The organism is Bacillus sp. AR13-1 (assembly GCF_008042285.1).
Taxonomy (GTDB): domain Bacteria; phylum Bacillota; class Bacilli; order Bacillales; family Bacillaceae_G; genus Bacillus_A; species Bacillus_A mycoides.
Window position 1 is genome coordinate 1 of sequence record NZ_QNUA01000001.1, and the last position, 22,852, is coordinate 22,852.

The following is a 22,852-nucleotide window of genomic DNA, read 5'->3' on the forward strand; positions in this document are numbered from 1 at the left end:
ATTCATAAAAATTCCATATAGTTTTTTAACATCATTTATTATCGTTACATATACACTAATTTAATAGTGTTAATGATACTTTCCAATAAATAGACTGTAGATTGTCGTTAATAAATAATGTATATTCTAGAGATCTCTTTCCTACAAAAACAAAAAAAGCAGATATAACATCCGCTTTAATTTCCCTCAATTTGCTTCTCACTTAATCCAAGATGTGTTCTGAGTGTATTACTCAAATTTTGCAAGTCTTTTTTATTAGGATTATAATAATATACACGCTTCCCATTTGGGCCATTTGGTAAATATAAATCATCACCGTTCAGTTGAATCTTCTCAACTGAACAATCTAAACCATATTTATAAAAAGATAAAATATCATCCAATGCTAAATTTGTTTTAAAATCGCCATCGACGGCCTCAACCATTTTCTCCAGTTTTGTAATAGACCCTACACTTTTTAATTTACTTAAAATCGCCTCAATAACAAGTTGTTGGCGCTGTCCCCTCATTGCATCACTATCAATATGACGAGTTCTCGCCAAAGCAAGTGCTTCTTCTCCCGTTAATTTTTGAACCCCTTTTTTCAAGTGAATCGTATCAGGTTCATCTTTACTATTTTGTTCAGTAAATTCAACCGGGACATCTACCTCAACACCATCGAGCCCATCGACAATTTTAATAAATGACCCAAAATTAAATTTCACAAAATAATCTACCGGTACTTGCAGCAACTTTTCTACTGCCTCAACAGAAGCTTGTGGCCCTCCATCCTTTCCGTTTTTAACGAAACCACTTCCATATGCGTGTGTTATTTTATCTTTTTTCTTTTCGATTGGAACATATGTATAAGTATCTCTTGGTATACTGGTTAATTTCACTGTCTTATCTTCTTTATTAAACGTAGCTAACAATAATGCATCCGTATGAAATGCACCATTATAGCCCTTTTGCCGTTCTTGATTTTCATCAATCCCCATAATTAACATTGAAACGTTGTGTGTAATTGGCTTTACAGCTTTCTCACGTAAATTTGATTTTTCACCACGCGATAAGTTCAAATTAGATTTTTGTACGAGATTAGAAGTTTTCATATATACATAAGCACCATACCCCACTCCGCCAAATAGTAATACTCCTAACAATACACTTATGATCGTTGTCTTTTTATATTTTCGTTTATTTTTCTTTTCTCTTGAAGGAGAGGTATTCTCCATATAGTTCCCTCCGTTTTCTATTCATCTAATATGTTTTTCAATTTTTCATAATTAGTGCTATCCTTTTGAAATACATTCTCTTTCAATCCTTTGTTTATTTGTATCCATTCAGTCGTAATCGAATATTGAATCATACCTTCATGGAAACTAAGGAACTTCAACATAATCCCCGTATTTTTCTCTACAACCATTTCAAATTTCCCACTCAAATCTTCAGATGTACTTACAGGCATTTCTATGTTTATTACCCCTTCTATTTTGTAGCAATCGAGTCCAAGATACTTCGTTTCTTTATAACTCCAATCTTTATATCGAATTAATAGATCAGCAAATTCTGATTGAATACTGTACTTAGCGAATCCCACATATTCGTCATCATACCGTTTCTTCTCACCTGATTTTCTCAACAACCTTTCCATAGGGCTTAATTTTAATAGTTCATTATTTCTTTTTTTAGGGATCCATCTCGTCTCTTTATACGTATTATTCTTATCATTAAACTCTTTTTTTCCGTCCTCGTTATAAATAATCGTGCTTTTTTTCGATAGTTTGTCTTCTTTAGATGAAATACCACTTTGTTTCTCCGTATCAATCACATATTTATATGCTGTAGCAATTCTTGTAGAGCTAGAATATTCTTCGAATTGCCCTGAAACATTTTGGAAATGATCAATTGAATCAAGCATCTTTTGATGAATCTTCTCCTTATCTGGATAATTGACGTTCGACTTTATTTCTTCTTCATTCTCATAATCAGAAAACGCATTCTTCTTTACGTAATTAAACATCCCTCCATTTTGTGCAAAGCTCTGTATAGAAAACTCAGACATAGATACAATTGATAGCGTTAGAACAGCGGCACTAATAAACATCATATGTACTCTATAACTCTTTCTTTTTACAGGAAGATTATGAAGTGTATCATTAATTTTTTCATTTAGTGCCTGTGGCAATACGGTATTATCCTTTTCTATTCTCTTTTTTAATTTTTCATCAAATGATTTTTCTTTATCCATTTTAACCACCTCCTACTCCATCTTTAATCGCTCTTCTAATTGTTCCCTTGCACGTGACAATCTTGATTTAACCGTGCCTTTTGGAATTTCTAAAAGCGTTGCAATACTTTCTTGATTCATATCTTCATAATAATAAAGTACAGTTACAGCTCTTAGTTCTTCCGTTAAAGACTGAATAGCATTACAAAGATCAATATCTTCATATCGATCGAACGCCACCATATTACTATCATGATCCTCAATTACAATTACTTTTTTATAAGAGCGAATTATATTGTTACACTCATTTATTAAAATTCTAATTAGCCACGTTTGAAAAAACTCTTCCTTTTTCAGTTTTTTTATATTTTCATAAGCTTTTAAAATTGTTGCCTGCATTGCATCCTCTATATTCGTCTCATCACGTAACATCGCCTTCGCAATGCGATACATCTTTACTTTTTCTGTATGTATAAGTGTCATAAAGCCTCATGATTACCCTTTTTTGCTAAAGAAACATCCGTTTCTTCTTTTACAATCATCTTATATAAAGGAATTACTTTCACAATTGGTCCTCCTGTTTCAGCCTCTCTATTAATTAAACTTTACACATATTAGACGGAGTATCCTAGAAAAAGGTTCACTTCTTTTTGAATATTTCTACAAGAAAAAATGTAAACATTCCATTTTGACTATCTACTTAAATGTTTCTCTAAAAGATATCCCTTCGAATTTACAAACGAAAAAAGCCCACTAATTAAGTGGACTTTCTAATTTACAACGGTAAATCCCTCTTCCTAAACACTACAATTGCTACTATGAAGATACAAAGCGCTCCAGCAGTTAAGCCTATACTTACTGGCCATATATTATATGTTCCTTCAGCAATTTCTTTCGGACGAAACAATGTAAATAAAGATATATTTCTCATCCACTCTAACTTATCACTTAATTTCCCTACCATATCTAATACGAAAAATAAGATTGTTAAACTGGCTGAGTAGCTAAGTGCCTTTCTTTCATCATTACATATACAAGAAAAGAAAAATGAATAGGCACTAACTACTAAAAATATAAGCCCTCCGACTATGTTTATTTTCAAAAATAATTCTCGATTTAAGTTATTATCTTTTAAAAACCATTCTGCACCTAATATACCAGCTACATAAGTAACAATTACAATTATTAGTAGCCCCAATATGAGAACAGCAGCTTGTGTAATTGCAATTTGCACCCTTGATACAGGTGTTGCTAATAAATATGCCATCGCCCCTTTATCTACATGACGAGCAATTAAATGCGTTGCAACCGTGACACAAAAAATTGTTAAAATGATAATAAACAACAGGCTATAATATTCACCAGCTAAAAAATCCATTACATTTTGAATTGGGCTTTCCATTCCAACAATTTTTTTCACACTATCAGGCATGGCACTTATTAATTCATTTAAACCTTTGGCTGAAACCATCGATGGGAATATCCAAATTAATAACCATAAATAAAGAGCTGCACCAGTAGCATAGCTCAATATACTTTTTTTCGTTTCTTTCAAACTAGCTAAAAATAGTTGTTTATTCATGCTTTACCCCTTCTTTCTTCTCGTAATAATGCATAAATAAATGTTCTAAATCCGTCGCTCTCGTTTGAAGTGCAGTTACATTATAGTTTGAAAGTATTTGTAAAACAGTTTGATAGTTTCCTTGCACAATAATTGACGCCTCTCTAGCTTTCACTCCTTCAAATTGCAAATCACATTGTTTAAGAGACTCAATTTCTTCTTGAGATGATACGGTTACATCTATTACCTGTCGTCTCAAGCTTTGTAAATCATGAATATTTTCAACCGTTACAAGGCGACCATCTTTAATTATAGCCACTCTGTCACAAGTTCTCTCAATCTCAGTAAAAATGTGCGATGACATAAGGATTGTTTTTCCTCTTTGCTTTTCTTCTAATATTAAATCTATAAATACTTGCTGCATAAGTGGATCGAGTCCTGATGTCGGTTCATCTAAAATTAACACTTCTGGATCATGCATAAATGCCGCAACTATACCTACTTTTTGTTTCATTCCTTTAGACATTTTTCGAATTGGTGTTTTCACATCGAACTGCAAACGTTCTATCAATTCATCTCGTCTTTTTATATTTTTTAACCCACGCATTCCTTGCATCAAATTTAAAAACTCTAATCCATTCATTCCTTCAATAAAAGAAATCTCTCCTGGTAAATAGCCAACTTCTCTTTGAATTTTCGCAGCATCTTCCCAACAATCTAATCCGAAAATTGTCGCTTTACCAGCCGTCGGTTTTATAAATCCCATTAAATTACGAATCGTTGTTGATTTCCCAGCACCATTTGGTCCTAAGTAGCCAAAAACTTCTCCTTCTTTCACTTCAAATGTAATATCAAACAAGCCTTTTCCATTTGAAAACTGTTTTGTGACATTTTGAACTGAAATCATAAACCCACCTCATTTTTTGAAATATTTAACATGTGATATTTCAAAATTATTGTACTCCTCATCTTTCATATTCGCAACAACTTTTTGAAATATTTATACGTCCATATTTCAAAAATATTGTTTTCAATTATTTTTTCTTGTATATTTTAAATGAGGTGATTGTATTGAACGGCTTTGAAAAAGTGAAAGAAAAGAAAAAACGTGCCATTAAGGATGCGGCCTTTAAATTATTTTCAGAACGTGGATTTAATGAAGTGAAAATAGAACATATTGCAAAAAAAGCAAACGTTTCTCAAGTGACAATTTATAATCATTTCGGAAGTAAAGATGCGTTATTTAGGGAACTTATACAAGAATTTATAATATCTGAATTTCAATATTATAAAGAGCTTGCAGAAGAAAAATTAACTTTTCATGATATGATGCAAAAAATGATTGTAAGAAAAATGAATACTGGGGGGGTATTTCAGCCTGATATGTTACTACAAATGATGCAAAGAGACGAAGCGCTCCGAGAATTTATTTATAGTTATCAAAACGAAAAAATCTTGCCTTGGTATTTAGAAATATTAGAACAAGCACAGCGCAAAAATGAAATTAATCCACACCTTTCAAAAGAAATGATGTTACTTTACATTCAAATGTTCACTAAATTAGGTGATGATTTCGGGGCACAGCTTCTTGAAGGAGATCGAGAAAAACATATACAAGATGTAGTTACGATGTTTTTTTATGGACTTTCCGTCCCAGAAAAATAATTTTTTCTAAAGAACAAACAAAATCATAAAAAAGCCCTTTGGATATTTAAATCTCAAGGGCTTTTTCATGTCGAAAAGAATTATTAAAACTAACTTTATCTCAAAGAAGTTAAATGATGTTTTATAGATACTACCTTATTATAGATTAAATCTTTCAGCACGACAGGCTGAATTGAGATAATCGTTTTTCCGAAATTCAAAAAATAACTTGAAATAAAATCAATTTCTTTCTTGTTAAAATAGCCTGTTATAATGTAATTTTCTTTTTCTTTTTGTATCCTCATGGAAGGATAATTCTCTTTATCAAAAATGTCTTTTCCTTCTTGATTAACAATGACAATAAAATCAATTGCATCAGGCTTTCTGTGAAAAGTAGTAAGATAACTTAATAGTTCTTCGAGCTTTTTTGGATTAGTATTGCTTGTTTCCATAATAGAGAGAATTTTATCACATCTAATTATTTGAACATTACTTGTCTCAAAATTAAAAATTTTAGCATACCACTGTCCAAATTTAGATTCTATTCGAATAAATTGGGCGACCAATGCTTTCTCCTCATCTTTTTTCAAATATGTTAAACGATAAACCCGTTCAGCAAAAATCCCCTGTAAAAGTTCTTTTAAGAACGGACTAAAGTTACTATGATTTGTTACTTCAAAGGAAAGCGTTCGTTCCATGATTGAAATGTTTTTACTCACATTATCAGGTAATACATGTTTAAATTTATTTTCAAGCGCAATACTTTCTATATTAAATGGCTTTGTTTTGTATCCATTTAATGTAAGAATCGAAAAGTATAACGCATACATTTCATCCACACTAAAATATATTGGTGATAACACACTATTTTCTATAATTTTATAACTTCCATTTCTACCTAGTTCAGAATATATTGGTACACCTATTTCTTCTAATGATTGAATATCTCGTAGAGCGGTACTTTTAGAAATATCATATCTAACCATTAAATCTTTTAAATTAAAATATCTTTTATTATTTAAGAAAATAAGCATATCATTTATTCGTTCAGTTTTTTTCATATTTCCCTCCATAAAAGGTGTCATGTATTGAAACCTTTTTAGTCTATATTATAATTATTAACTAATAAAGGAGTTATATATTTATGACATTAGAAATAGCTATTTTTCTTTCAATGGATGGGCAAGCAAAGGAGGCAATTAATTTTTATACACGTAATTTAGAAGCCAAGAAGTTAATGATTGTTACGTATGAAGAACTGGCCAAAAGAGATAGTTCTTTTGAAATTACAAATGAAAATAAAGATCATATTGCCCACTCTGTTTTACAAATTGGGAATACAAAGCTAATGATAGCCGAAGATACAATGAACCCTACTGAACGTTATAGCGTTGGAAATAACATGTCACTTTGCATTCAAAGTGCTAATTTAGAAGAAATACAAAGATTTTATAATAATTTAATTTCCGATAAGCATGTGAAAATAATCTCTCCATTAGAAAAAAATATATTTAGTGAAGCATATGGTATTATTGAAGATCCTTTCGGCATACAAATCCAGTTAATGTATGATAAACGATTAAACTAAATAATGAGTCATATTCATATGTTCCTAATAAAAAAGACACGAAATTCGTGTCTTTTTTATTTTACCGCAATGACTCTACCCGTTTCACTACTCTCAGTCGCCAATTGAATCAATTTAATAACGTCTAAACCTTCTTGAGCAGTTACAGGTAGCTTTTCACCATTTAATATGCTATCTCGCACGCCTTTATAATACATGTCATAGCAGCCGACTTCTGTTGGAATACGATCTAAGCTTTCTTCTGTTTCTAAAGTAGCAAAATTCTCTTCAGAGTCTGCTCCATAACCATTATCCCCTGGCTTCATTCCAGTCTTTAATTGTTCTTCCTGTGAATCCATACCATATTTCACGATAGAGCCTTTATCTCCATGCAGTGTAAAATGTGGTCCAGCTTGCTTTACGTAACTGCTACTATGTAAAATAACGCGCTTCACTCCATAGTGAAGTACAACATGGAAGTAATCATCCACTTCTGCACCTGGTCGTTGCTTTATTACATCTGCGCTTATCGCATCTGGTTTCCCAAATAATGATAATGCTTGGTCAATTAAATGCGATCCTAAATCATATAATATACCTGATCCTGGTAAGTTCTTTTCTCTCCAGCGATCGCGTACATGTGGGCGGAAACGATCGAAATGCGCTTCATATGCGTATACATTCCCTATTCTTTTTTCTTGTAATAATTTCTTTATCGTTAAGAAATCATTATCCAAACGACGATTATGATACACACTTAAAACGACATTATGTCGGTTCGCTAATGAAATAAGTTCTTCTCCTTCTTCAATTGAAACAACGAATGGTTTTTCCACAACAACATGCTTACCGTGTACAATTGCTTCTTTTACATATGGAAAATGGGTTGTATTCGGCGAAGTAATGACCACTAAGTCAATATCAGCTCGATTTACTAATTCATCAATTGTACCAACAACTTCAGCATTTGTTAATGCTTGTTTCACTACTTCTTCTTTTGATGATAAAATAGCACGAATATCGTATTCTTCTATCGTTTGTAATAACGGGATGTGAAATGTTGTACTAGAAAATCCAAATCCTACAATCCCTACACCTATTTTTTTCATGTTGCCCCTCCATTTGTCCCGCTTTAACGGGCAGTAAGATTCCTAACTCAAAATTCAGCGAAAGCAAAGAAATTAGGTGAGGAATCAACTGCTCGTAAAAGCCCGATTGGTTCAACTATAATCAGTGGTAATAAAAAATTCCGATAAAGAAAATTCCCACTGATTAAAGTTTCACTTTATGAGAACGATTTCATTTCATTATTATAACAAGATTATTTTTATATACATAATGATTTGCTTAGAAAAAAGCATCTTGCTATCATTCATAGCAAGATGCTCCCTTTATCCCGCATTAACGCGCAGTAAGACTCCCACCTCAAAATAAGGCGAAGGCGAGGGAAGTTAGGCGGGAGACCAACTGCCCGTAAAAGCCCGATTGGTGAAGGCTAATAATCAGTAGGGGATGGAAAAAAAACCACTGATTAAAGTTTCACTTTATTCCGTTCTTTTCTTTGTCCACGTTTCAATTACTTCACCAGTATCATTAACATCTAGTACTAAACTACCATTACTATACCGGTCTTTATTTCGAAACGCTTTCGGATCAATTTCTTCTACAATGTGTTTCTCTGTCTTCATGTAAACTAATTCATCATCTCGAACAATTTCAATACCGACAATGCGGTACGGATTACGTTTTAACTCTTTAAAAATTACAAGGCCTCGCTTCGCCCTCGTTGATTTCTCAATTTCCGATGCCTTTATACGTTTCACAGCACCTCGCTGCGTAACGAGAATAAGTTGATCTTTTTCACCATTTAACGGTTTACCAGAAGCAACATAGTCATCTTCTTTTAAATTAATTGCTTTCACACCAGCTGCTCTGACACCAACTGGACTTACTTCTTCTTCATTGAATACAAGTGCATATGCACCATGTGTTGCAAGAACAATATCACTTGTCCCATCTGTCGCAAATATATCAACAACTTCATCATCTTTTTTCAAGTTTACAGCAACGAATGCCCGTGAATAACGCTGCACTTTATATTGGTTTAATTCTGTTTTCTTAATCATACCGTTTCGTGTAACAAATACGATAAATCGTTTTTCTTCTTCAAAATTCGGTACGACTGTTGCCCAAATTAACGATTCATCTCGCTCGAGTGAAACAAGATTCGCAACGTGTTGACCTAAATCTTTCCAACGAATTTCTGGCATTTCATACACAGGAAGATAAATATAATTTCCTTTGTTCGTAAATAAAAGAACGGTTTCTGTCGTGTTTGTATCGAAACGCTCAAGTAAGATGTCACCCTCTTTCATACCGAAGTATTTCCCGTTCGATGCATTATGCGAACGCCAACCTGTTCGTTTCACATAGCCTTCTTTCGTTACAGTAACGATGACATCTTCTTGCGGAATCATAACTTCCACATCGATTTTAATTTCTTCAATTTCCTCTTCAATTATCGCACGGCGATTATCACTATATGTTTTCTTTACTCTCTTCAAATCTGTTTTAATAACTTGAAAAAGTCTTTTTTCACTTTGTAAAATTGACTGTAACTCTATAATTTTCTTACTAAGTTCCGCTGCTTCTTGCTCTAGCGCTGTAATATCTGTATTTGTTAAACGATATAATTGCAGTGAAACAATTGCTTCTGACTGCGCCTCTGTAAATCCAAATTTCGCACTTAAATTATCTTTCGCATTACGCTTATCTTTAGACCCACGGATCGTTTCAATCACTTCATCTAAAATTGATAATGCTTTCTTTAAACCTTCTACAATATGCTGACGATTTTCTGCTTTTCTTAATTCATATTGTGAGCGTCTTGTAACAACTTCTTTCTGATGTCCAATATATGCATCCAAAATCTTAGGTAATGTCATAAGTGTCGGACGACGATTATTTATCGCTACCATATTAAAGTTGTATGGAATTTGTAAATCTGTATTTTTATATAAATAATTTAAAATACCTTCAGCATTCGCTTCTTTTTTTAATTCTACAACGATACGAAGACCTGTACGATCTGTCTCATCACGTACTTCAGCAATTCCATCTAGCTTTTTATCTATACGTAATTCATCCATTTTCTTAACAAGATTCGCTTTATTTACTTCGTACGGAATTTCTGTAATAACGATTTGTTGCTTCCCGCCACGAATCGTTTCAACCTCTGCTTTTCCGCGAATAATAATTTTACCTTTACCTGTTTCATACGCTTTTTTAATGCCATCTATCCCTTGTATAATACCACCTGTAGGGAAATCTGGTCCTTTAATAACTGTTAACAAGTCCTCCACAGAACTATTCGGTTGATCGATACGCATAATTGTAGCATCAATTACTTCTCCAAGATGATGCGGTGGAATTTCTGTTGCATAACCAGCGGAAATCCCTGTAGATCCGTTCACTAATAAGTTCGGGAACATTGCCGGTAATACAATAGGTTCTTCACTCGTATCATCAAAGTTTGACACGAATTCTACTGTTTCTTTATCAAGATCACGTAATAACTCAGATGCGATTGGTGATAAACGTGCTTCCGTATAACGCATTGCCGCTGCTGGATCCCCATCAACACTACCGTTATTTCCGTGCATTTCAACTAAAACATTACGTACTTTCCAAGTTTGACTTAAACGGACCATCGCCTCATATACAGAGGAATCACCATGTGGATGATAATTACCGATAACATTACCTACTGTTTTAGCTGATTTACGAAACGCTTTATCATGTACGTTTCCTTCTACATACATAGAATATAAAATACGTCTTTGTACCGGTTTTAAACCGTCACGCGCATCTGGAAGCGCGCGGTCTTGAATAATATATTTACTATAACGTGCAAAGCGGTCACCTAACACGTCTTCAAGCGGGAGGTCATGAAACTTCTCTGCCTGCATGTTATTCCACCTCCGTCTCCATAATCATTTCATTTTCTAAAATATTTCCTTCTTCTTGCATACCAAATTGTACATTACGCTCAATCCATTTACGGCGAGGTTCTACTTTATCCCCCATCAATGTCGTAACTCGGCGCTCAGCTCTTGATGCATCGTCAATTTTCACACGGATTAACGTACGTGTTTCAGGGTTCATCGTTGTTTCCCATAATTGATCGGCATTCATTTCGCCAAGTCCTTTATAGCGCTGCAACATGTAGCCTTTACCGACCTTTTTCGTTACATCACCTAATTCTTCATCAGACCATGCATATTCAATTACTTCACTTTTCCCTTTTCCTTTACTTACTTTATATAAAGGTGGAAGTGCGATAAATACTTTACCAGCTTCAATAAGTGGTTTCATATAACGGTAGAAGAACGTCAGTAGTAACACTTGAATATGTGCTCCATCCGTATCTGCATCGGTCATAATAACAACTTTATCGTAGTTAATATCTTCAACAGCGAACTCATTCCCTACGCCTCCGCCAATTGCGTAAATAATCGTATTGATCTCTTCGTTCTTAAAAATATCAGCAAGCTTTGCTTTTTCCGTGTTAATTACTTTACCACGTAATGGTAGTACCGCTTGGAAACGACGATCTCGCCCTTGCTTTGCTGAACCACCAGCCGAGTCACCCTCTACTAAATACAATTCGTTTTTCTGAGGATTACGTGATTGTGCAGGTGTTAACTTCCCGCTTAAAGTACCTTCTGATTTTTTCTTCTTCTTACCAGTACGCGCTTCTTCTCTCGCTTTACGAGCAGCCTCACGTGCTTGTGCTGCTTTAATTGCCTTTCTCACAAGAAGTGTAGCTACATCCGGGTTTTCTTCTAAAAAGTAAGCTAAATGCTCAGATACAATTGCATCAATTGAAGAACGAGCTTCACTTGTACCTAGTTTCCCTTTCGTTTGCCCTTCAAACTGGAGTACGTCTTCTGGTACACGTACAGAAACAATCGAAGCTAATCCTTCTCGAATATCTGTACCCTCTAAATTTTTGTCTTTTTCTTTTAATAAAGAAACTTTACGAGCATACTCATTGAACACACGTGTCATTGCTGTTTTAAATCCAGCTTCGTGTGTACCACCGTCTTTTGTACGTACATTATTTACAAACGAAAGAATGTTTTCTGAGTAACCATCATTAAACTGAAACGCTAACTCTGCTTCAATTCCATTTTGCTCACCCGAGAAATATACAACTGGATGAATCGAATCTTTCTCTTCGTTTAAGTATGAAACGAAAGCCTCAATTCCTGTTTCATAATGAAACACATCTTCTAAATCATTACGTTCATCTTTTATCGAGATTTTCATTCCTTTTAATAAGAATGCAGATTCACGTAATCTCTCACATAATGTTTCATAATTATAATTTGTTGTGCTGAAAATAGTTGTATCTGGTTTGAAGTGCATCGTTGTACCAGACTCTTTCGTTTTCCCGATTTTCTCTAACGTCGTTGCAGGAGTACCACCATTTTCAAAGCGTTGTTCATAAATGCTACCATCTCGCTTAATCGTTACTACTAGCCATTCTGATAAGGCGTTTACAACTGATGCCCCAACACCGTGTAAACCACCACTCGTTTTATAGCCTCCTTGGCCAAACTTACCACCAGCATGAAGTACAGTTAAAATAACTTCAGGTGTCGGCTTTCCAAGCTTATGCATTCCCGTAGGCATTCCTCGCCCTTTATCAATTACGCTAATACTATTATCTTTATGTATTACGACAGAAATTTCGTCGCCAAATCCCGCTAATGCTTCATCAACGGAGTTATCTACTATTTCATATACTAAATGATGCAATCCACGGCTATCCGTACTCCCGATATACATACCCGGGCGTTTTCGAACGGCTTCAAGTCCTTCTAACACTTGGATTGCATCTTCATTATATTGGAACTGATGCTTCGCCAAACTCCTTGCCCCTTTCCTAATCAAATCAGAACATATGTTTCTATTATAGAATAACGCCTCGACTATAGTTTTGGCAAGTTATCTTATCTCTTTTATATACTATTTTCAATAGAAAAATCCTTGTTTTTTTTCACAAGGATTCCTCTAGGCTACTATTTCAGAAAAATAATCGTTTGTCAACGAGAAATGGATATGTATTCCAACATTATACATTCCAAACCTTTATCATGATCCAAATGATCAATATCCAAAATGGGATAACAAGTAACAATCCCCAAAAACAGCCTTTAAAAAATCTCATGATGAACACCTCGTTCATCCGCCCTACTTATGTAAAAAGTGAGGGCTGAATCAATCTTTCTATCTTTAAAATCTATACTATTTTGTCATTACATGCTCTACTTTAATGCAACGATCCATTATTACTGTGTAGCCTTTTTCTTGTAAAAGTTTATATGTATCTTCATCTTGTACTCCTAATTGTGCCCAGAAAACATCTGCATCAATCTCTACAAACTCTTTCGCAACATCCTTTAAAAATTCTGAGCGACGAAACACATTTACAATATCAACATGTTCTTTAATATCCGTCAGTGAAGAAACTGCCTTTTCTCCGAGTACTTCATCTACTGTTGGATTTACTGGAATAATGCGGTACCCAGCATCTTGCATTGCTTTTGAAACCATATACGATGTGCGTTCTGGCTTATCTGATAATCCAACAACTGCAATCGTTTTACTTTTCTTTAATACTTCACCAATTTCCGTACGAGTTGGGTTTTCAATTATCATAATTTATCCCTCCTATTCCTTTAGTATATCCGATAAAGAAAGTCTCTTTCAACATGAAAGAGACTTTCTTTTATTCCGATTATTGATTCTTTGTAGCTGAATTATCTGCTAATGTAGCTGTTTTCGTCATTTTTTGGCCATTGCGATAGAATGTAACTTCTACTTTCTCGCCTACTTTTTTCTTTTCATATAAATATTTACGGAATTGAAGTGAATTCTCTACTTTTTGATCATCTAACGCTACTACTATATCATATTGCTCTAAACCAGCTTTTTCCGCTGGTGATATTGGATAGATTTTACCTAATACAACTCCATTTGTTACTTCTTTTGGCACTTTTAATTGATTTACTGCATAAGCTTGCACATCTTCTAATGAAACGACACCTACTCCAAGAGCTGGACGTTTCACTACTCCGTCTTTTTCAAGGGATTCAATAACTGGCTTTGCAATATTAATTGGAATAGCAAATCCAATTCCTTCAACTTCTTGTTGTGCAATTTTACTTGAATTAATCCCAATTATTTCACCGTTTTGGTTAAATAACGCACCACCACTATTACCTGGGTTAATCGCTGCATCTGTTTGAATAACTTGAGCATTCCAATCTGCACGCTTATCGCCATCAATATCTACTGGAATTTCACGTTCTTTGCTACTAATAATACCTTCTGTTACACTTCCATCAAACCCTAGTGGGTTACCGATTGCAATCGCTTTTTCACCCGCACGAAGTTTACTTGAATCACCTAAAGTGGCAACTTTATTTACATTAGATCCATCAATTTCTACAACCGCTAAATCTAACCAAGGGTCTTTCCCTACAAGCTTTGCATCTACCTTTTTACCATCACTTAGTTTTACAGCAAGTTTATTTGCTCCATCTACTACATGGTTGTTCGTTACAATATACGCTTTATTTCCTGCTTTTTTATAAATAACACCTGATCCTGAGCCAGCTTGTTGCTCTTGGCCTGTCGGTTGCATTGCAAATGGATCAACACTTTGTTGCATATTAATAACACCTACAACAACATCCTTCGCGCCTTCGATCATTCCCGGTAAATCAGTTTCATTTTTCGCTTTATTTACAACTGGAACTACAGTTCCTTCTACTTGTTTATTAGAATTGAATGACGAAACAGCTGCATCATTATTTTGCACCCATGGCATGTACGGTGCTGCAAAACTAATCGAAACCGCCCCGACTACAGCTCCAACTAAACCTGTGAAAAAATATCCTTTTTTACTACCTGATTTTTTCACTTCTCTCGTTTCACTATGCTCTTCATTCAAATTCGGTCCGTCGTAATATCCCATGTTTTATTTCCCCTCCCTGGTGAATTCGTACTTTCAGTATAGTCACATTTTGTGTCCTTCTTGTGAACTCATCGTGAAATCCAATTAAAAAAATACTCCTATCTACCATTGTAGACAAGAAAAGTATTTTTTGTACATTCCACCTACAAAGGAGAGTGTAAATTTGCTATATCCCAAAGCCGGGATGCATAGTAAATTAAAGGTTATTCTTCGAATTTGTAACCTACTCGAATAACAGTGCCGATATGTTTCGCCTTATCTCCTAGCTTATTTCGCAGTTTTTTAATATGTGTATCAACCGTTCGGTCATCACCGTAGTAATCATATCCCCATAACTGATCTAATAAATGTTGACGTGACAACACAATTCCTTTGTTCTCCATTAAATAAACAAGAAGTTCAAACTCCTTATGTGTCAATATAATTTCTTCACCATCTACTAAAACTGTTCTAGATAGTCGATTCACTTCTATTCCAGCTAAAGACATAGTATTTTCTTCTGATACTCCTACCGCTCCATCCGCACGTTTCAATAACGTCTTTGCACGAGCTACTAACACTTTCGGACTAAAAGGTTTTGTTACATACTCATCTGCACCTAGTTCAAAGCCTAGTAGTGTATCATCCTCATCAGAACGTGCTGTCAGCATAATAATTGGTACCGCTGACTCTTTTCTAATTCGTCTACAAACAGACCAACCATCTATTTCTGGTAACATAATATCTAACATAATTAAATCAATTGTATGTTCAGCAAATAATTCTAGCGCTTTTTTTCCATCTTCCGCTTCGATTACTTCAAAGCCTTCATTACGAAAATAATCACTAACAATTTCACGTAATCTTCTTTCATCTTCAACAAGTAATACTGTTTTATTCATATAACCTATCCCGCCTTTTTACTCTTTCAATCGAATAATACGTTGATTGGAGCTTCCGCGAAATGGAAGTGTTAAATCTTTTTTATCAAGTTCAAATCTTCCATCGACCAAAACATCCCCATAATGTAACAATTCTATCATATCATTATTTTGAGCACTCTGTATCTCTTCTAACCTGTAACCTGTATAAATCCATAGATTTTTTCTCAAATCCTTCACTGCTTTTGCTACTTTTTTCACTTCAGCAGCTTGAAAAAATGGATCTCCGCCTGAAAATGTTACATCGGTTAATGAATTTTTTTCAATCTCTTTCACAATTTCTTCTACCGTCATTTCAGTTCCATTGCAAACATTCCATGATTTCGGATTATGGCAACCGATACAACGATGCGGACAGCCCGCAAAAAACACGACTGTCCGCAATCCTTCTCCATCTACTACACTATCATGAATGATATTCATAACTTTCATTTATGCTTCACCCGATCCATCTCTTCACTACGTTTCGCGCTATTCCACTTTGACATATCTCCAACAAGATATCCTGTTATGCGGCGAATTCTTTCTATTTCATTCTCATCTTCATTCCCGCAACTCGGACATTCATTCCCGATAATGCCATGATAACTACAGCACTTACAACGATCAACAGGATGGTTAATTGAACCGTACCCCACTCCGTACTGCGCCATCGCTTGTACAATTTGCTTTAACGCTTTTTGATTATGCACAGCTGCACCATCTAGTTCAATGTACGTAATATGTCCGCCATTACAAAGAGCGTGGAACGGTCCTTCTAATCGAATTTTATCTATCGCTTGAATATTGTAATACACCGGTACATGGAACGAATTTGTATAATAATTATGATTTGTCACACCGCTAATTACACCAAATTCTTCTCTATCTTTTTTCACAAACTTTCCTGATAACCCTTCTGCCGGCGTTGCAATTACAGAGAAATTGAGTTGATGTTCTTCCATCGCCTTATCCATTCTCTCTCTCATAAAGGAAATAATTTCATATCCAAGCTTCCACGATTCTTCATTTTCTCCATGATGCTTTCCAGTTAACGCTACTAAACATTCTGCAAGACCGATAAAACCAAGACTTAACGTCCCTTGTTTTAAAATCGGTGCCACAGCATCTTCAGGTTGTAACGTCTCTCCACCGCGCCATACACCTTGTGAATATAAGAACTGAAAATCTCTTGCTCTCTTTGTACATTGATAAGCAAATCTCTCTAATAATTGCTTAACGCCTAAATCTAAATAATAACTTAGCGCTTCAAAAAACGCTTCTTTCGATCCACTAATTAGCCCTAATTTCACTAAATTAATAGAAGTAAACGACAGATTACCTCTTCCTATTGCCGTTTCTTCTCCATGTATATTAGACATAACACGAGTGCGACATCCCATGTAACATACTTCACTTTCAGGTCGTCCATCATAGTGCACTGCATTAAATGGAGCATCTAAAAACGAAAAGTTAGGGAATAATCGCTCAGCGGTCGTTTCTAACGCTAATTCAAATAAATCATAGTTCGGATCACACTCTTCAAAGTTCACCCCTTTTTTCATTTTGAAAATTTGAATAGGAAAAATCGGTGTTTCTCCTTTACCAAGTCCAGCTTGCGTCGCTTTTAAAAGTTGCTTAATTAAAAGTCTTCCCTCTTTCGATGTGTCTGTTCCGTAGTTAATAGAAATAAATGGTACTTGTCCCCCGCCCCTACTATGCATACTATTTGAATTATGAACGAAAGCCTCACACGCCTGATACGTATCATTTTCTGTCTCTTTCCATGCAAATTCCTCTATTTGTTCTTTCGTAAGCGGATATGACTGTAGTCGTTTTTTATGTCTCTTTACTGTTTTTCTCACATATGGAGCTAAATCAATATCAAAGAGTGCAAACGATTGACCACCGTGCTGCATATTTTGATTCGCCTGAAAAATAATTGAAGAAAGCGCCAACGCACTTTTAATGTCTTGCGGTTGTCTCATATGTCCATGTCCAGTATGAAAACCGTTAGCTAGCATTTGCGCTAACGGAATTTGCGAACAAGTCGTCGTTCCTGTTGCATAAAAATCTAAATCATGTGGATATAATATATTTTGATCTATCGCTTTTTTCACTTGATCTGATAATAATTTTTCTACTGCATAATACTTTGCGCTCTCAGATGCGAACGTTCCCATTACTCCCATTGGAGATCGACCATCTACATTTGCATTTTCCTGCATTAAATCTTGTTCATTACCGTGGATAATTGTCTCAAATACTTTCATTAATTCTTCTCCACGTACATTTTGTTTCAACATTCATAACCCTCCACCAACATGTTGTTGTCTTTTGATTAAAATCATACAACATATAGTTCTTCTGTTCCTGTGAAAAATGTAACATTCCTGTGAAAGTTTTTTTAAAAATTAATGACTTTTTCATTTATAAAAAAGAAATGTGCTCTTTACAAATGTATGGTACAATAAATGGGAAAAACTCTTTTTACCCTTTATCAACACATTTGTATAAAGGAGACTGAACTCATGGTTATTACATATCTTTTATTTATCGTTGCCTATCTACTCGGTTCGATTCCATTTGCATTAGTCGTTGGAAAAATTGGTTATGGAATCGACATTCGTGAGCATGGAAGCGGTAATCTAGGCGGAACAAATACATTCCGTACATTAGGGAAAAAAGCAGGTTTTATCGTAACAATTGCTGACATTTTAAAAGGTACATTAGCAACAGGTCTACCGATTATTTTCGGGTCAGATATTCACCCACTATGGTTTGGATTAGCCGCTGTTCTTGGACATGTCTATCCGATCTTCGCAAAATTCCGCGGGGGGAAAGCAGTTGCAACTTCTGCTGGGGTGCTATTATGCTATTCACCAGTTGTTTTTGCAATATTAGCTGTTGTCTTTTTCAGCCTTTTATTTACAACAAGATACGTATCACTTTCTTCTATGATAACAGCTGTCGTTGCTGTTATTGCATCCATTGTTAGCGGGGATAAAATCTTCATTATTGCGATGTGTTTATTAGCAGGTATGGTTATTTATAAACACCGTGCAAATATCGGACGAATTATAAATAAAACTGAACCAAAAGCAAACTTTTCAAAAAAGCAAAAATAAGATCGTAACCCACATAACGCAAAAAGAAAACGTGAAGCATATTAATAGCGTCTTTTTGCGTTATTTTTTATACTAAAAGAAAAAGCAACATAATTTGGAGGAACTATACATGAATCTTTCCGTAACAAAAGAAGCAGCACAATGGTATAAAAACGAATTAAACTTACAATCGGGTGAAACAATCCGCCTTTTCGTACAATACGGCGGTTGCAGTACTGTGCAAAAAGGACTTTCTTTAGGTATTCGTAAAGATGACCCTGCGCACCCTGCTGTTCAAACTCAAGAAGAAGGTATTAACTTCTTTATTGAAGGCGATGATGAGTGGTTCTTCGATGGACATAATTTATTAGTTACACTTAACGACGGTGATGATTTCCCTCAATTTAATTATGAAAAATAAAAAAGCGTGGCTTCTGCCACGCTTTTTTTATCCCGCTATTTGCGGGTAGTAAGACCCCCACTGATTAAAGTTTCACTTTATTTCTTTTTAATTTCCTCATATTTCGCATACCACTCAGGATATAATTTTTTAAATGATACAGGGCGGAACCCTTCTTTTTTCGCACAAATATTCGTCGTGCTTGCAGTAATACAAAGTTCGCCATCACCATTATAAATTTCATATCCATATACAACGCGGAGCGGGCTCACAGTATCAACCCACGTTTTCACAATAGCTTTTTCTCCGTAACGCATCGCTTTACGATATGAAATTTGCAAGTCTAATACAGGAGAAATAATTCCCTCTTTCTCCATTTCAACATATGAAAATCCTAATTCTTGTATAAGTTTAGTGCGCCCAAGTTCTAGCCACACTAAATAGTTTGAATGGTAAACAACACCCATCTGGTCTGTTTCCGCATAGCGGATTTCAACTTCATGTTCTGCTACAAACATTTCTATTCGCCTTCTTTCACTTCTGCTACCTTGCATACATTTAATCATAATACAGAGGAATCAAAAATAAAATAAAAACAGTGAATCTTTTACCGAAAGGGGCAAGCACATGATCCAAATTGTAACTGTTCGTAGCGGTGATAGTGTTTATGGTTTAGCATCAAAGTACGGATCTACACCTGAAGAAATTGTAAAAGACAATGGACTAAATCCAGCTGAAACACTCGTTGTTGGTCAGGCACTTATCGTTAATACAAAAGGCAATAATTATTATGTACAGCCAGGTGACAGCCTTTATCGAATTTCTCAAACGTATAACGTCCCTCTCGCCAGTTTAGCTAAAGTTAATAACCTTTCATTAAAATCTATTCTCCATGTCGGACAGCAATTATATATACCGAAAGGAACAAAACGAGCAGTAGAATCCATTGCTTATTTACAGCCTTCAACAATACCGATAAAAGAAAGTTTAGTAAATGCTACACGTGCTATTAATCCATTTTTAACATATTTAGCCTACTTCAGCTTTGAAGCAAAAAGAGACGGCACTTTAAAAGAACCGACGGAAACAGCGAAAATCGCTAATATTGCAACGCAAGGTAACACCATCCCTATGCTCGTTATTACAAATATTGAAAATGGAAATTTCAGTGCCGATCTGACCTCGGTTATTTTACGCGATGCAACAATTCAAAACAAGTTTATTACTAACATTTTGCAAACAGCTGAAAAATATGGCATGCGAGACATTCATTTCGATTTCGAGAGTGTGGCACCTGAAGATCGCGAAGCGTATAATCGTTTTTTACGAAATGTGAAAACACGATTACCTAGCGGGTACACATTAAGTACAACACTTGTACCGAAAACGAGCTCAAATCAAAAAGGGAAATTTTTTGAGGCTCACGATTATAAAGCACAAGGACAAATTGTTGATTTCGTCGTCATTATGACATACGACTGGGGTTGGCAAGGTGGACCACCGATGGCGATTTCCCCTATTGGTCCTGTAAAAGAAGTACTTCAATATGCAAAATCTCAAATGCCCCCACAAAAAATTATGATGGGGCAAAATTTATATGGATTTGATTGGAAACTCCCTTTCAAACAAGGGAACCCACCCGCAAAAGCAGTTAGCTCTGTCGCAGCTGTTGCACTTGCTCGTAAATACAATGTTCCTATCCGCTATGATTTCACAGCCCAAGCTCCACATTTTAATTACTTTGATGAAAACGGCGTACAACACGAGGTTTGGTTTGAAGATTCGAGGTCTATTCAAAGTAAATTCAATTTAATGAAAGAACAAGGCATTGGCGGTATTAGTTACTGGAAGATCGGTCTACCATTCCCACAAAATTGGCGTTTACTCGTTGAAAACTTTACAATTACGAAAAAAGGCTGACGAAAGTCCGCTTTTTAAATATTTTTATAATATTATCCAAACACACAAAAAGGAGAATGATGACATTCTCCTTTTTTTAACCGTTATCAACAATTGGTTGTTTGCCAGTTTGGTCTTGCATTTGCTTTCCTTTGTTGCCACCAGCTTTTTTCGATTGTGTTCCAATTTGATTTGGTGCAAAGTCTTTTGAATTCTTTTTCGGATTACCCATTACTATCGCCTCCTTAACACTAGTATCGTACTAGTGTTAAGAATTATTCAGCCTGCTTAAAAAGTTTCATTTCATAACGTTTTTCAATTCGTTTTTCAATTCGATCCATTGCATCACGATCGCTTAATAATTGTTGTTTATTTTCATTTACAAGTTCTTCAAACGATCTACGGCGACTTCTTCTCATGTTGCTCACCCTTTCTTCTACGCTTTCTTATTACATAGTATGAGCAAATGAAAAACTCTTTAATCAGATTTGTAAGAAAATTTTATGTTTTGATAAAAAATCCCATGCGCATATATTGCACATGGGATTTTTTACACCATCGTATTTAAATATTTTTTAATTTCTTCATCCGCATTTACTTTATTTGCTCTATATTCATCCAGCGCTCGTAATACAGAATCGTATTCTGCTACAATGTAGCTCTCTAGCTTCAAAATGTCCTCTACACTGTCAATCATAATTCTCGTGTTGCCAATCTCACTTTTCAATGCTGCCTCGTATGTTAAGCTCGTACAAATTTCTCTTACATCGTCTTCCATTTTTTCTGTTAACACATATTTCTTTCGCCCTTTGACCTTTAACCTTATAATTGGGTAAAAGGCTTTTATATCTAAATAACTCCCAACATTCATACAACGAATCCACTCAATATCACGTTTATTTCGTACAAGCATTTCTTTTACTGCTTCAAATACCGCTGTTTCATCAAGTACTTCCTTATTCGCTTTTCTTTTTCCTTCTTCTTCAACCGCTGCACATTTTTGATAAACAGCCGCACACGTAATACAGTCGTCAAATGCATTATGAGAACTTAATCGAATTCCAAGCATTCGTTTTAACGTTTCAAGTTTATGATTAGGCGCATGCTTCATATATTTTTTCGCTAAAAACACAGTATCAATAACGTTATTTTTAGGCTCAGGTAGTCCAAGCATATTTACATTACTTTTTAAAAAACGCATATCAAAAGATGCATTATGAGCGACAATAACATTTGTATGTAAAAATGCTAAAAATAAAGGTAATACTTCTTCAATCGTCGGTGCATCTGAAACACGATAATTTGTAATACCTGTTAAACTCGTTATTCGGTCCGGAATTGAACGCTCTGGATTCACATAGGAAACAAATTGATCTACTAGTTCATGATTATGATATTTCACTGCTGCGACTTGAATAATTTTATCATTATAAGGGTTAAATCCTGTTGTTTCAAAATCAATTACAACATAATCTAACGGTAAGGATATATTCCCCACTCCAAACACTCCTTTACCTCT

General features: G+C 35.0%; 22 protein-coding genes and 1 pseudogene. 5 read left to right on the forward strand and 18 right to left on the reverse strand.

Features of this window, described 5'->3' with window-relative positions:
- Positions 1-176: 176 nt before the first annotated feature.
- The 5 genes and pseudogenes from DN408_RS00005 to DN408_RS00025 form a co-directional block, all read right to left on the reverse strand.
- Complete coding sequence (locus DN408_RS00005; RefSeq protein ID WP_002142691.1) at positions 177-1,214, reverse strand: LCP family protein; 1,038 nt, start codon at positions 1,212-1,214, stop codon at positions 177-179.
- Positions 1,215-1,231: 17 nt separating this feature from the next.
- Positions 1,232-2,230, reverse strand: coding sequence for an anti-sigma factor (locus DN408_RS00010; RefSeq protein WP_078178699.1), 999 nt, complete (start codon positions 2,228-2,230; stop codon positions 1,232-1,234).
- Positions 2,231-2,242: 12 nt separating this feature from the next.
- Positions 2,243-2,775, reverse strand: a pseudogene (locus DN408_RS00015) (RNA polymerase sigma factor).
- A 209-nt stretch (positions 2,776-2,984) separates the two neighbouring features.
- Positions 2,985-3,791, reverse strand: coding sequence for an ABC transporter permease subunit (locus DN408_RS00020; protein ID WP_002087759.1), 807 nt, complete (start codon positions 3,789-3,791; stop codon positions 2,985-2,987).
- Positions 3,784-4,677 (reverse strand): ABC transporter ATP-binding protein, encoded by an 894-nt coding sequence (locus tag DN408_RS00025; RefSeq protein ID WP_016120619.1) that lies wholly within the window; start codon positions 4,675-4,677, stop codon positions 3,784-3,786. The genes DN408_RS00020 and DN408_RS00025 overlap by 8 nt, the downstream gene beginning before the upstream one ends.
- 164 nt (positions 4,678-4,841) lie before the next feature.
- Between DN408_RS00025 and DN408_RS00030 the strand changes: the two genes are divergently transcribed.
- Positions 4,842-5,435 (forward strand): TetR/AcrR family transcriptional regulator, encoded by a 594-nt coding sequence (locus DN408_RS00030; protein WP_147739907.1) that lies wholly within the window; start codon positions 4,842-4,844, stop codon positions 5,433-5,435.
- A 95-nt stretch (positions 5,436-5,530) separates the two neighbouring features.
- Here the strand turns inward: DN408_RS00030 and DN408_RS00035 are convergent, their stop codons facing one another.
- Complete coding sequence (locus DN408_RS00035) at positions 5,531-6,499, reverse strand: helix-turn-helix transcriptional regulator (protein ID WP_050000648.1); 969 nt, start codon at positions 6,497-6,499, stop codon at positions 5,531-5,533.
- 59 nt (positions 6,500-6,558) lie between these two features.
- On the opposite strand from DN408_RS00035, the gene DN408_RS00040 reads away from it, so the two are divergent.
- The gene (locus DN408_RS00040; RefSeq protein WP_002128490.1) at positions 6,559-7,002 is read left to right on the forward strand and encodes a VOC family protein; all 444 of its coding nucleotides are present in this window, start codon (positions 6,559-6,561) and stop codon (positions 7,000-7,002) included.
- A 56-nt stretch (positions 7,003-7,058) separates the two neighbouring features.
- Here the strand turns inward: DN408_RS00040 and DN408_RS00045 are convergent, their stop codons facing one another.
- The 8 genes from DN408_RS00045 to DN408_RS00080 form a co-directional block, all read right to left on the reverse strand.
- The gene (locus DN408_RS00045) at positions 7,059-8,090 is read right to left on the reverse strand and encodes an oxidoreductase (protein ID WP_147739908.1); all 1,032 of its coding nucleotides are present in this window, start codon (positions 8,088-8,090) and stop codon (positions 7,059-7,061) included.
- Positions 8,091-8,525: 435 nt separating this feature from the next.
- Positions 8,526-10,949: a DNA topoisomerase IV subunit A gene (gene parC / locus DN408_RS00050; RefSeq protein WP_002014315.1), complete on the reverse strand. Its 2,424-nt coding sequence runs from the start codon at positions 10,947-10,949 to the stop codon at positions 8,526-8,528.
- Position 10,950: 1 nt separating this feature from the next.
- Positions 10,951-12,915, reverse strand: coding sequence for a DNA topoisomerase IV subunit B (gene parE / locus DN408_RS00055; protein WP_002014314.1), 1,965 nt, complete (start codon positions 12,913-12,915; stop codon positions 10,951-10,953).
- A 378-nt stretch (positions 12,916-13,293) separates the two neighbouring features.
- A complete protein-coding gene (locus tag DN408_RS00060; RefSeq protein ID WP_002014313.1) occupies positions 13,294-13,707 on the reverse strand; it encodes a CoA-binding protein in 414 nt (137 codons plus the stop codon).
- Between the two features lie 79 nt (positions 13,708-13,786).
- A complete protein-coding gene (locus tag DN408_RS00065; RefSeq protein WP_002185182.1) occupies positions 13,787-15,028 on the reverse strand; it encodes a S1C family serine protease in 1,242 nt (413 codons plus the stop codon).
- A 203-nt stretch (positions 15,029-15,231) separates the two neighbouring features.
- Positions 15,232-15,909, reverse strand: a complete 678-nt coding sequence (locus DN408_RS00070) for a response regulator transcription factor (protein WP_002087776.1) — start codon at positions 15,907-15,909, stop codon at positions 15,232-15,234.
- An 18-nt stretch (positions 15,910-15,927) separates the two neighbouring features.
- Entirely contained in the window at positions 15,928-16,380 is a 453-nt protein-coding gene (nrdG, locus tag DN408_RS00075) for an anaerobic ribonucleoside-triphosphate reductase activating protein (RefSeq protein WP_002128495.1), read from the reverse strand.
- Positions 16,377-18,233, reverse strand: a complete 1,857-nt coding sequence (locus DN408_RS00080) for an anaerobic ribonucleoside triphosphate reductase (protein ID WP_002167839.1) — start codon at positions 18,231-18,233, stop codon at positions 16,377-16,379. Before DN408_RS00080 ends, nrdG begins: the two co-directional genes overlap by 4 nt.
- A 225-nt stretch (positions 18,234-18,458) precedes the next feature.
- Here DN408_RS00080 and plsY point away from each other — a divergent pair, with 225 nt between their 5' ends.
- Together plsY and DN408_RS00090 are read left to right on the forward strand one after the other, a co-directional pair.
- Entirely contained in the window at positions 18,459-19,055 is a 597-nt protein-coding gene (gene plsY / locus DN408_RS00085; protein ID WP_002014306.1) for a glycerol-3-phosphate 1-O-acyltransferase PlsY, read from the forward strand.
- A gap of 109 nt (positions 19,056-19,164) precedes the next feature.
- Positions 19,165-19,455: a HesB/YadR/YfhF family protein gene (locus tag DN408_RS00090; RefSeq protein ID WP_002033558.1), complete on the forward strand. Its 291-nt coding sequence runs from the start codon at positions 19,165-19,167 to the stop codon at positions 19,453-19,455.
- Positions 19,456-19,532: 77 nt separating this feature from the next.
- Here the strand turns inward: DN408_RS00090 and DN408_RS00095 are convergent, their stop codons facing one another.
- Positions 19,533-19,952 (reverse strand): acyl-CoA thioesterase, encoded by a 420-nt coding sequence (locus DN408_RS00095; protein ID WP_002128497.1) that lies wholly within the window; start codon positions 19,950-19,952, stop codon positions 19,533-19,535.
- A 109-nt stretch (positions 19,953-20,061) separates the two neighbouring features.
- Here DN408_RS00095 and DN408_RS00100 point away from each other — a divergent pair, with 109 nt between their 5' ends.
- The gene (locus tag DN408_RS00100; protein WP_002066644.1) at positions 20,062-21,354 is read left to right on the forward strand and encodes a glycoside hydrolase family 18 protein; all 1,293 of its coding nucleotides are present in this window, start codon (positions 20,062-20,064) and stop codon (positions 21,352-21,354) included.
- A 76-nt stretch (positions 21,355-21,430) separates the two neighbouring features.
- On the opposite strand, the gene sspN is transcribed toward DN408_RS00100, so the two are convergent.
- The 3 genes from sspN to DN408_RS00115 all read right to left on the reverse strand — a co-directional run bounded on the left by sspN (position 21,431) and on the right by DN408_RS00115 (position 22,831).
- Positions 21,431-21,565 (reverse strand): acid-soluble spore protein SspN, encoded by a 135-nt coding sequence (gene sspN / locus DN408_RS00105; protein WP_000527988.1) that lies wholly within the window; start codon positions 21,563-21,565, stop codon positions 21,431-21,433.
- A gap of 43 nt (positions 21,566-21,608) precedes the next feature.
- Positions 21,609-21,752 carry an FbpB family small basic protein gene (locus DN408_RS00110; RefSeq protein ID WP_002014298.1) on the reverse strand — a complete coding sequence of 48 codons (144 nt, stop codon included), beginning with the start codon at positions 21,750-21,752 and terminating at the stop codon, positions 21,609-21,611.
- 131 nt (positions 21,753-21,883) lie between these two features.
- On the reverse strand, positions 21,884-22,831 hold the full coding sequence (locus DN408_RS00115; protein WP_016100849.1) for a 3'-5' exonuclease: 948 nt from the start codon (positions 22,829-22,831) through the stop codon (positions 21,884-21,886).
- Between the last annotated feature and the right edge of the window lie 21 nt (positions 22,832-22,852).

Coding starts and splice junctions, on each gene's coding strand:
- DN408_RS00090 (WP_002033558.1), top strand. CDS start 19,165: ATGAATCTTTCCGTAACAAAAGAAGCAGCACAATGGTATAAAAACGAA.
- sspN (WP_000527988.1), bottom strand. CDS start 21,565: ATGGGTAATCCGAAAAAGAATTCAAAAGACTTTGCACCAAATCAAATT.
- DN408_RS00040 (WP_002128490.1), top strand. CDS start 6,559: ATGACATTAGAAATAGCTATTTTTCTTTCAATGGATGGGCAAGCAAAG.
- DN408_RS00100 (WP_002066644.1), top strand. CDS start 20,062: ATGATCCAAATTGTAACTGTTCGTAGCGGTGATAGTGTTTATGGTTTA.
- DN408_RS00095 (WP_002128497.1), bottom strand. CDS start 19,952: ATGTTTGTAGCAGAACATGAAGTTGAAATCCGCTATGCGGAAACAGAC.
- DN408_RS00110 (WP_002014298.1), bottom strand. CDS start 21,752: ATGAGAAGAAGTCGCCGTAGATCGTTTGAAGAACTTGTAAATGAAAAT.
- plsY (WP_002014306.1), top strand. CDS start 18,459: ATGGTTATTACATATCTTTTATTTATCGTTGCCTATCTACTCGGTTCG.
- parC (WP_002014315.1), bottom strand. CDS start 10,949: ATGCAGGCAGAGAAGTTTCATGACCTCCCGCTTGAAGACGTGTTAGGT.
- DN408_RS00065 (WP_002185182.1), bottom strand. CDS start 15,028: ATGGGATATTACGACGGACCGAATTTGAATGAAGAGCATAGTGAAACG.
- DN408_RS00010 (WP_078178699.1), bottom strand. CDS start 2,230: ATGGATAAAGAAAAATCATTTGATGAAAAATTAAAAAAGAGAATAGAA.
- DN408_RS00020 (WP_002087759.1), bottom strand. CDS start 3,791: ATGAATAAACAACTATTTTTAGCTAGTTTGAAAGAAACGAAAAAAAGT.
- DN408_RS00025 (WP_016120619.1), bottom strand. CDS start 4,677: ATGATTTCAGTTCAAAATGTCACAAAACAGTTTTCAAATGGAAAAGGC.
- DN408_RS00005 (WP_002142691.1), bottom strand. CDS start 1,214: ATGGAGAATACCTCTCCTTCAAGAGAAAAGAAAAATAAACGAAAATAT.
- DN408_RS00035 (WP_050000648.1), bottom strand. CDS start 6,499: ATGACACCTTTTATGGAGGGAAATATGAAAAAAACTGAACGAATAAAT.
- DN408_RS00070 (WP_002087776.1), bottom strand. CDS start 15,909: ATGAATAAAACAGTATTACTTGTTGAAGATGAAAGAAGATTACGTGAA.
- DN408_RS00045 (WP_147739908.1), bottom strand. CDS start 8,090: ATGAAAAAAATAGGTGTAGGGATTGTAGGATTTGGATTTTCTAGTACA.
- nrdG (WP_002128495.1), bottom strand. CDS start 16,380: ATGAAAGTTATGAATATCATTCATGATAGTGTAGTAGATGGAGAAGGA.
- DN408_RS00080 (WP_002167839.1), bottom strand. CDS start 18,233: ATGTTGAAACAAAATGTACGTGGAGAAGAATTAATGAAAGTATTTGAG.
- DN408_RS00060 (WP_002014313.1), bottom strand. CDS start 13,707: ATGATAATTGAAAACCCAACTCGTACGGAAATTGGTGAAGTATTAAAG.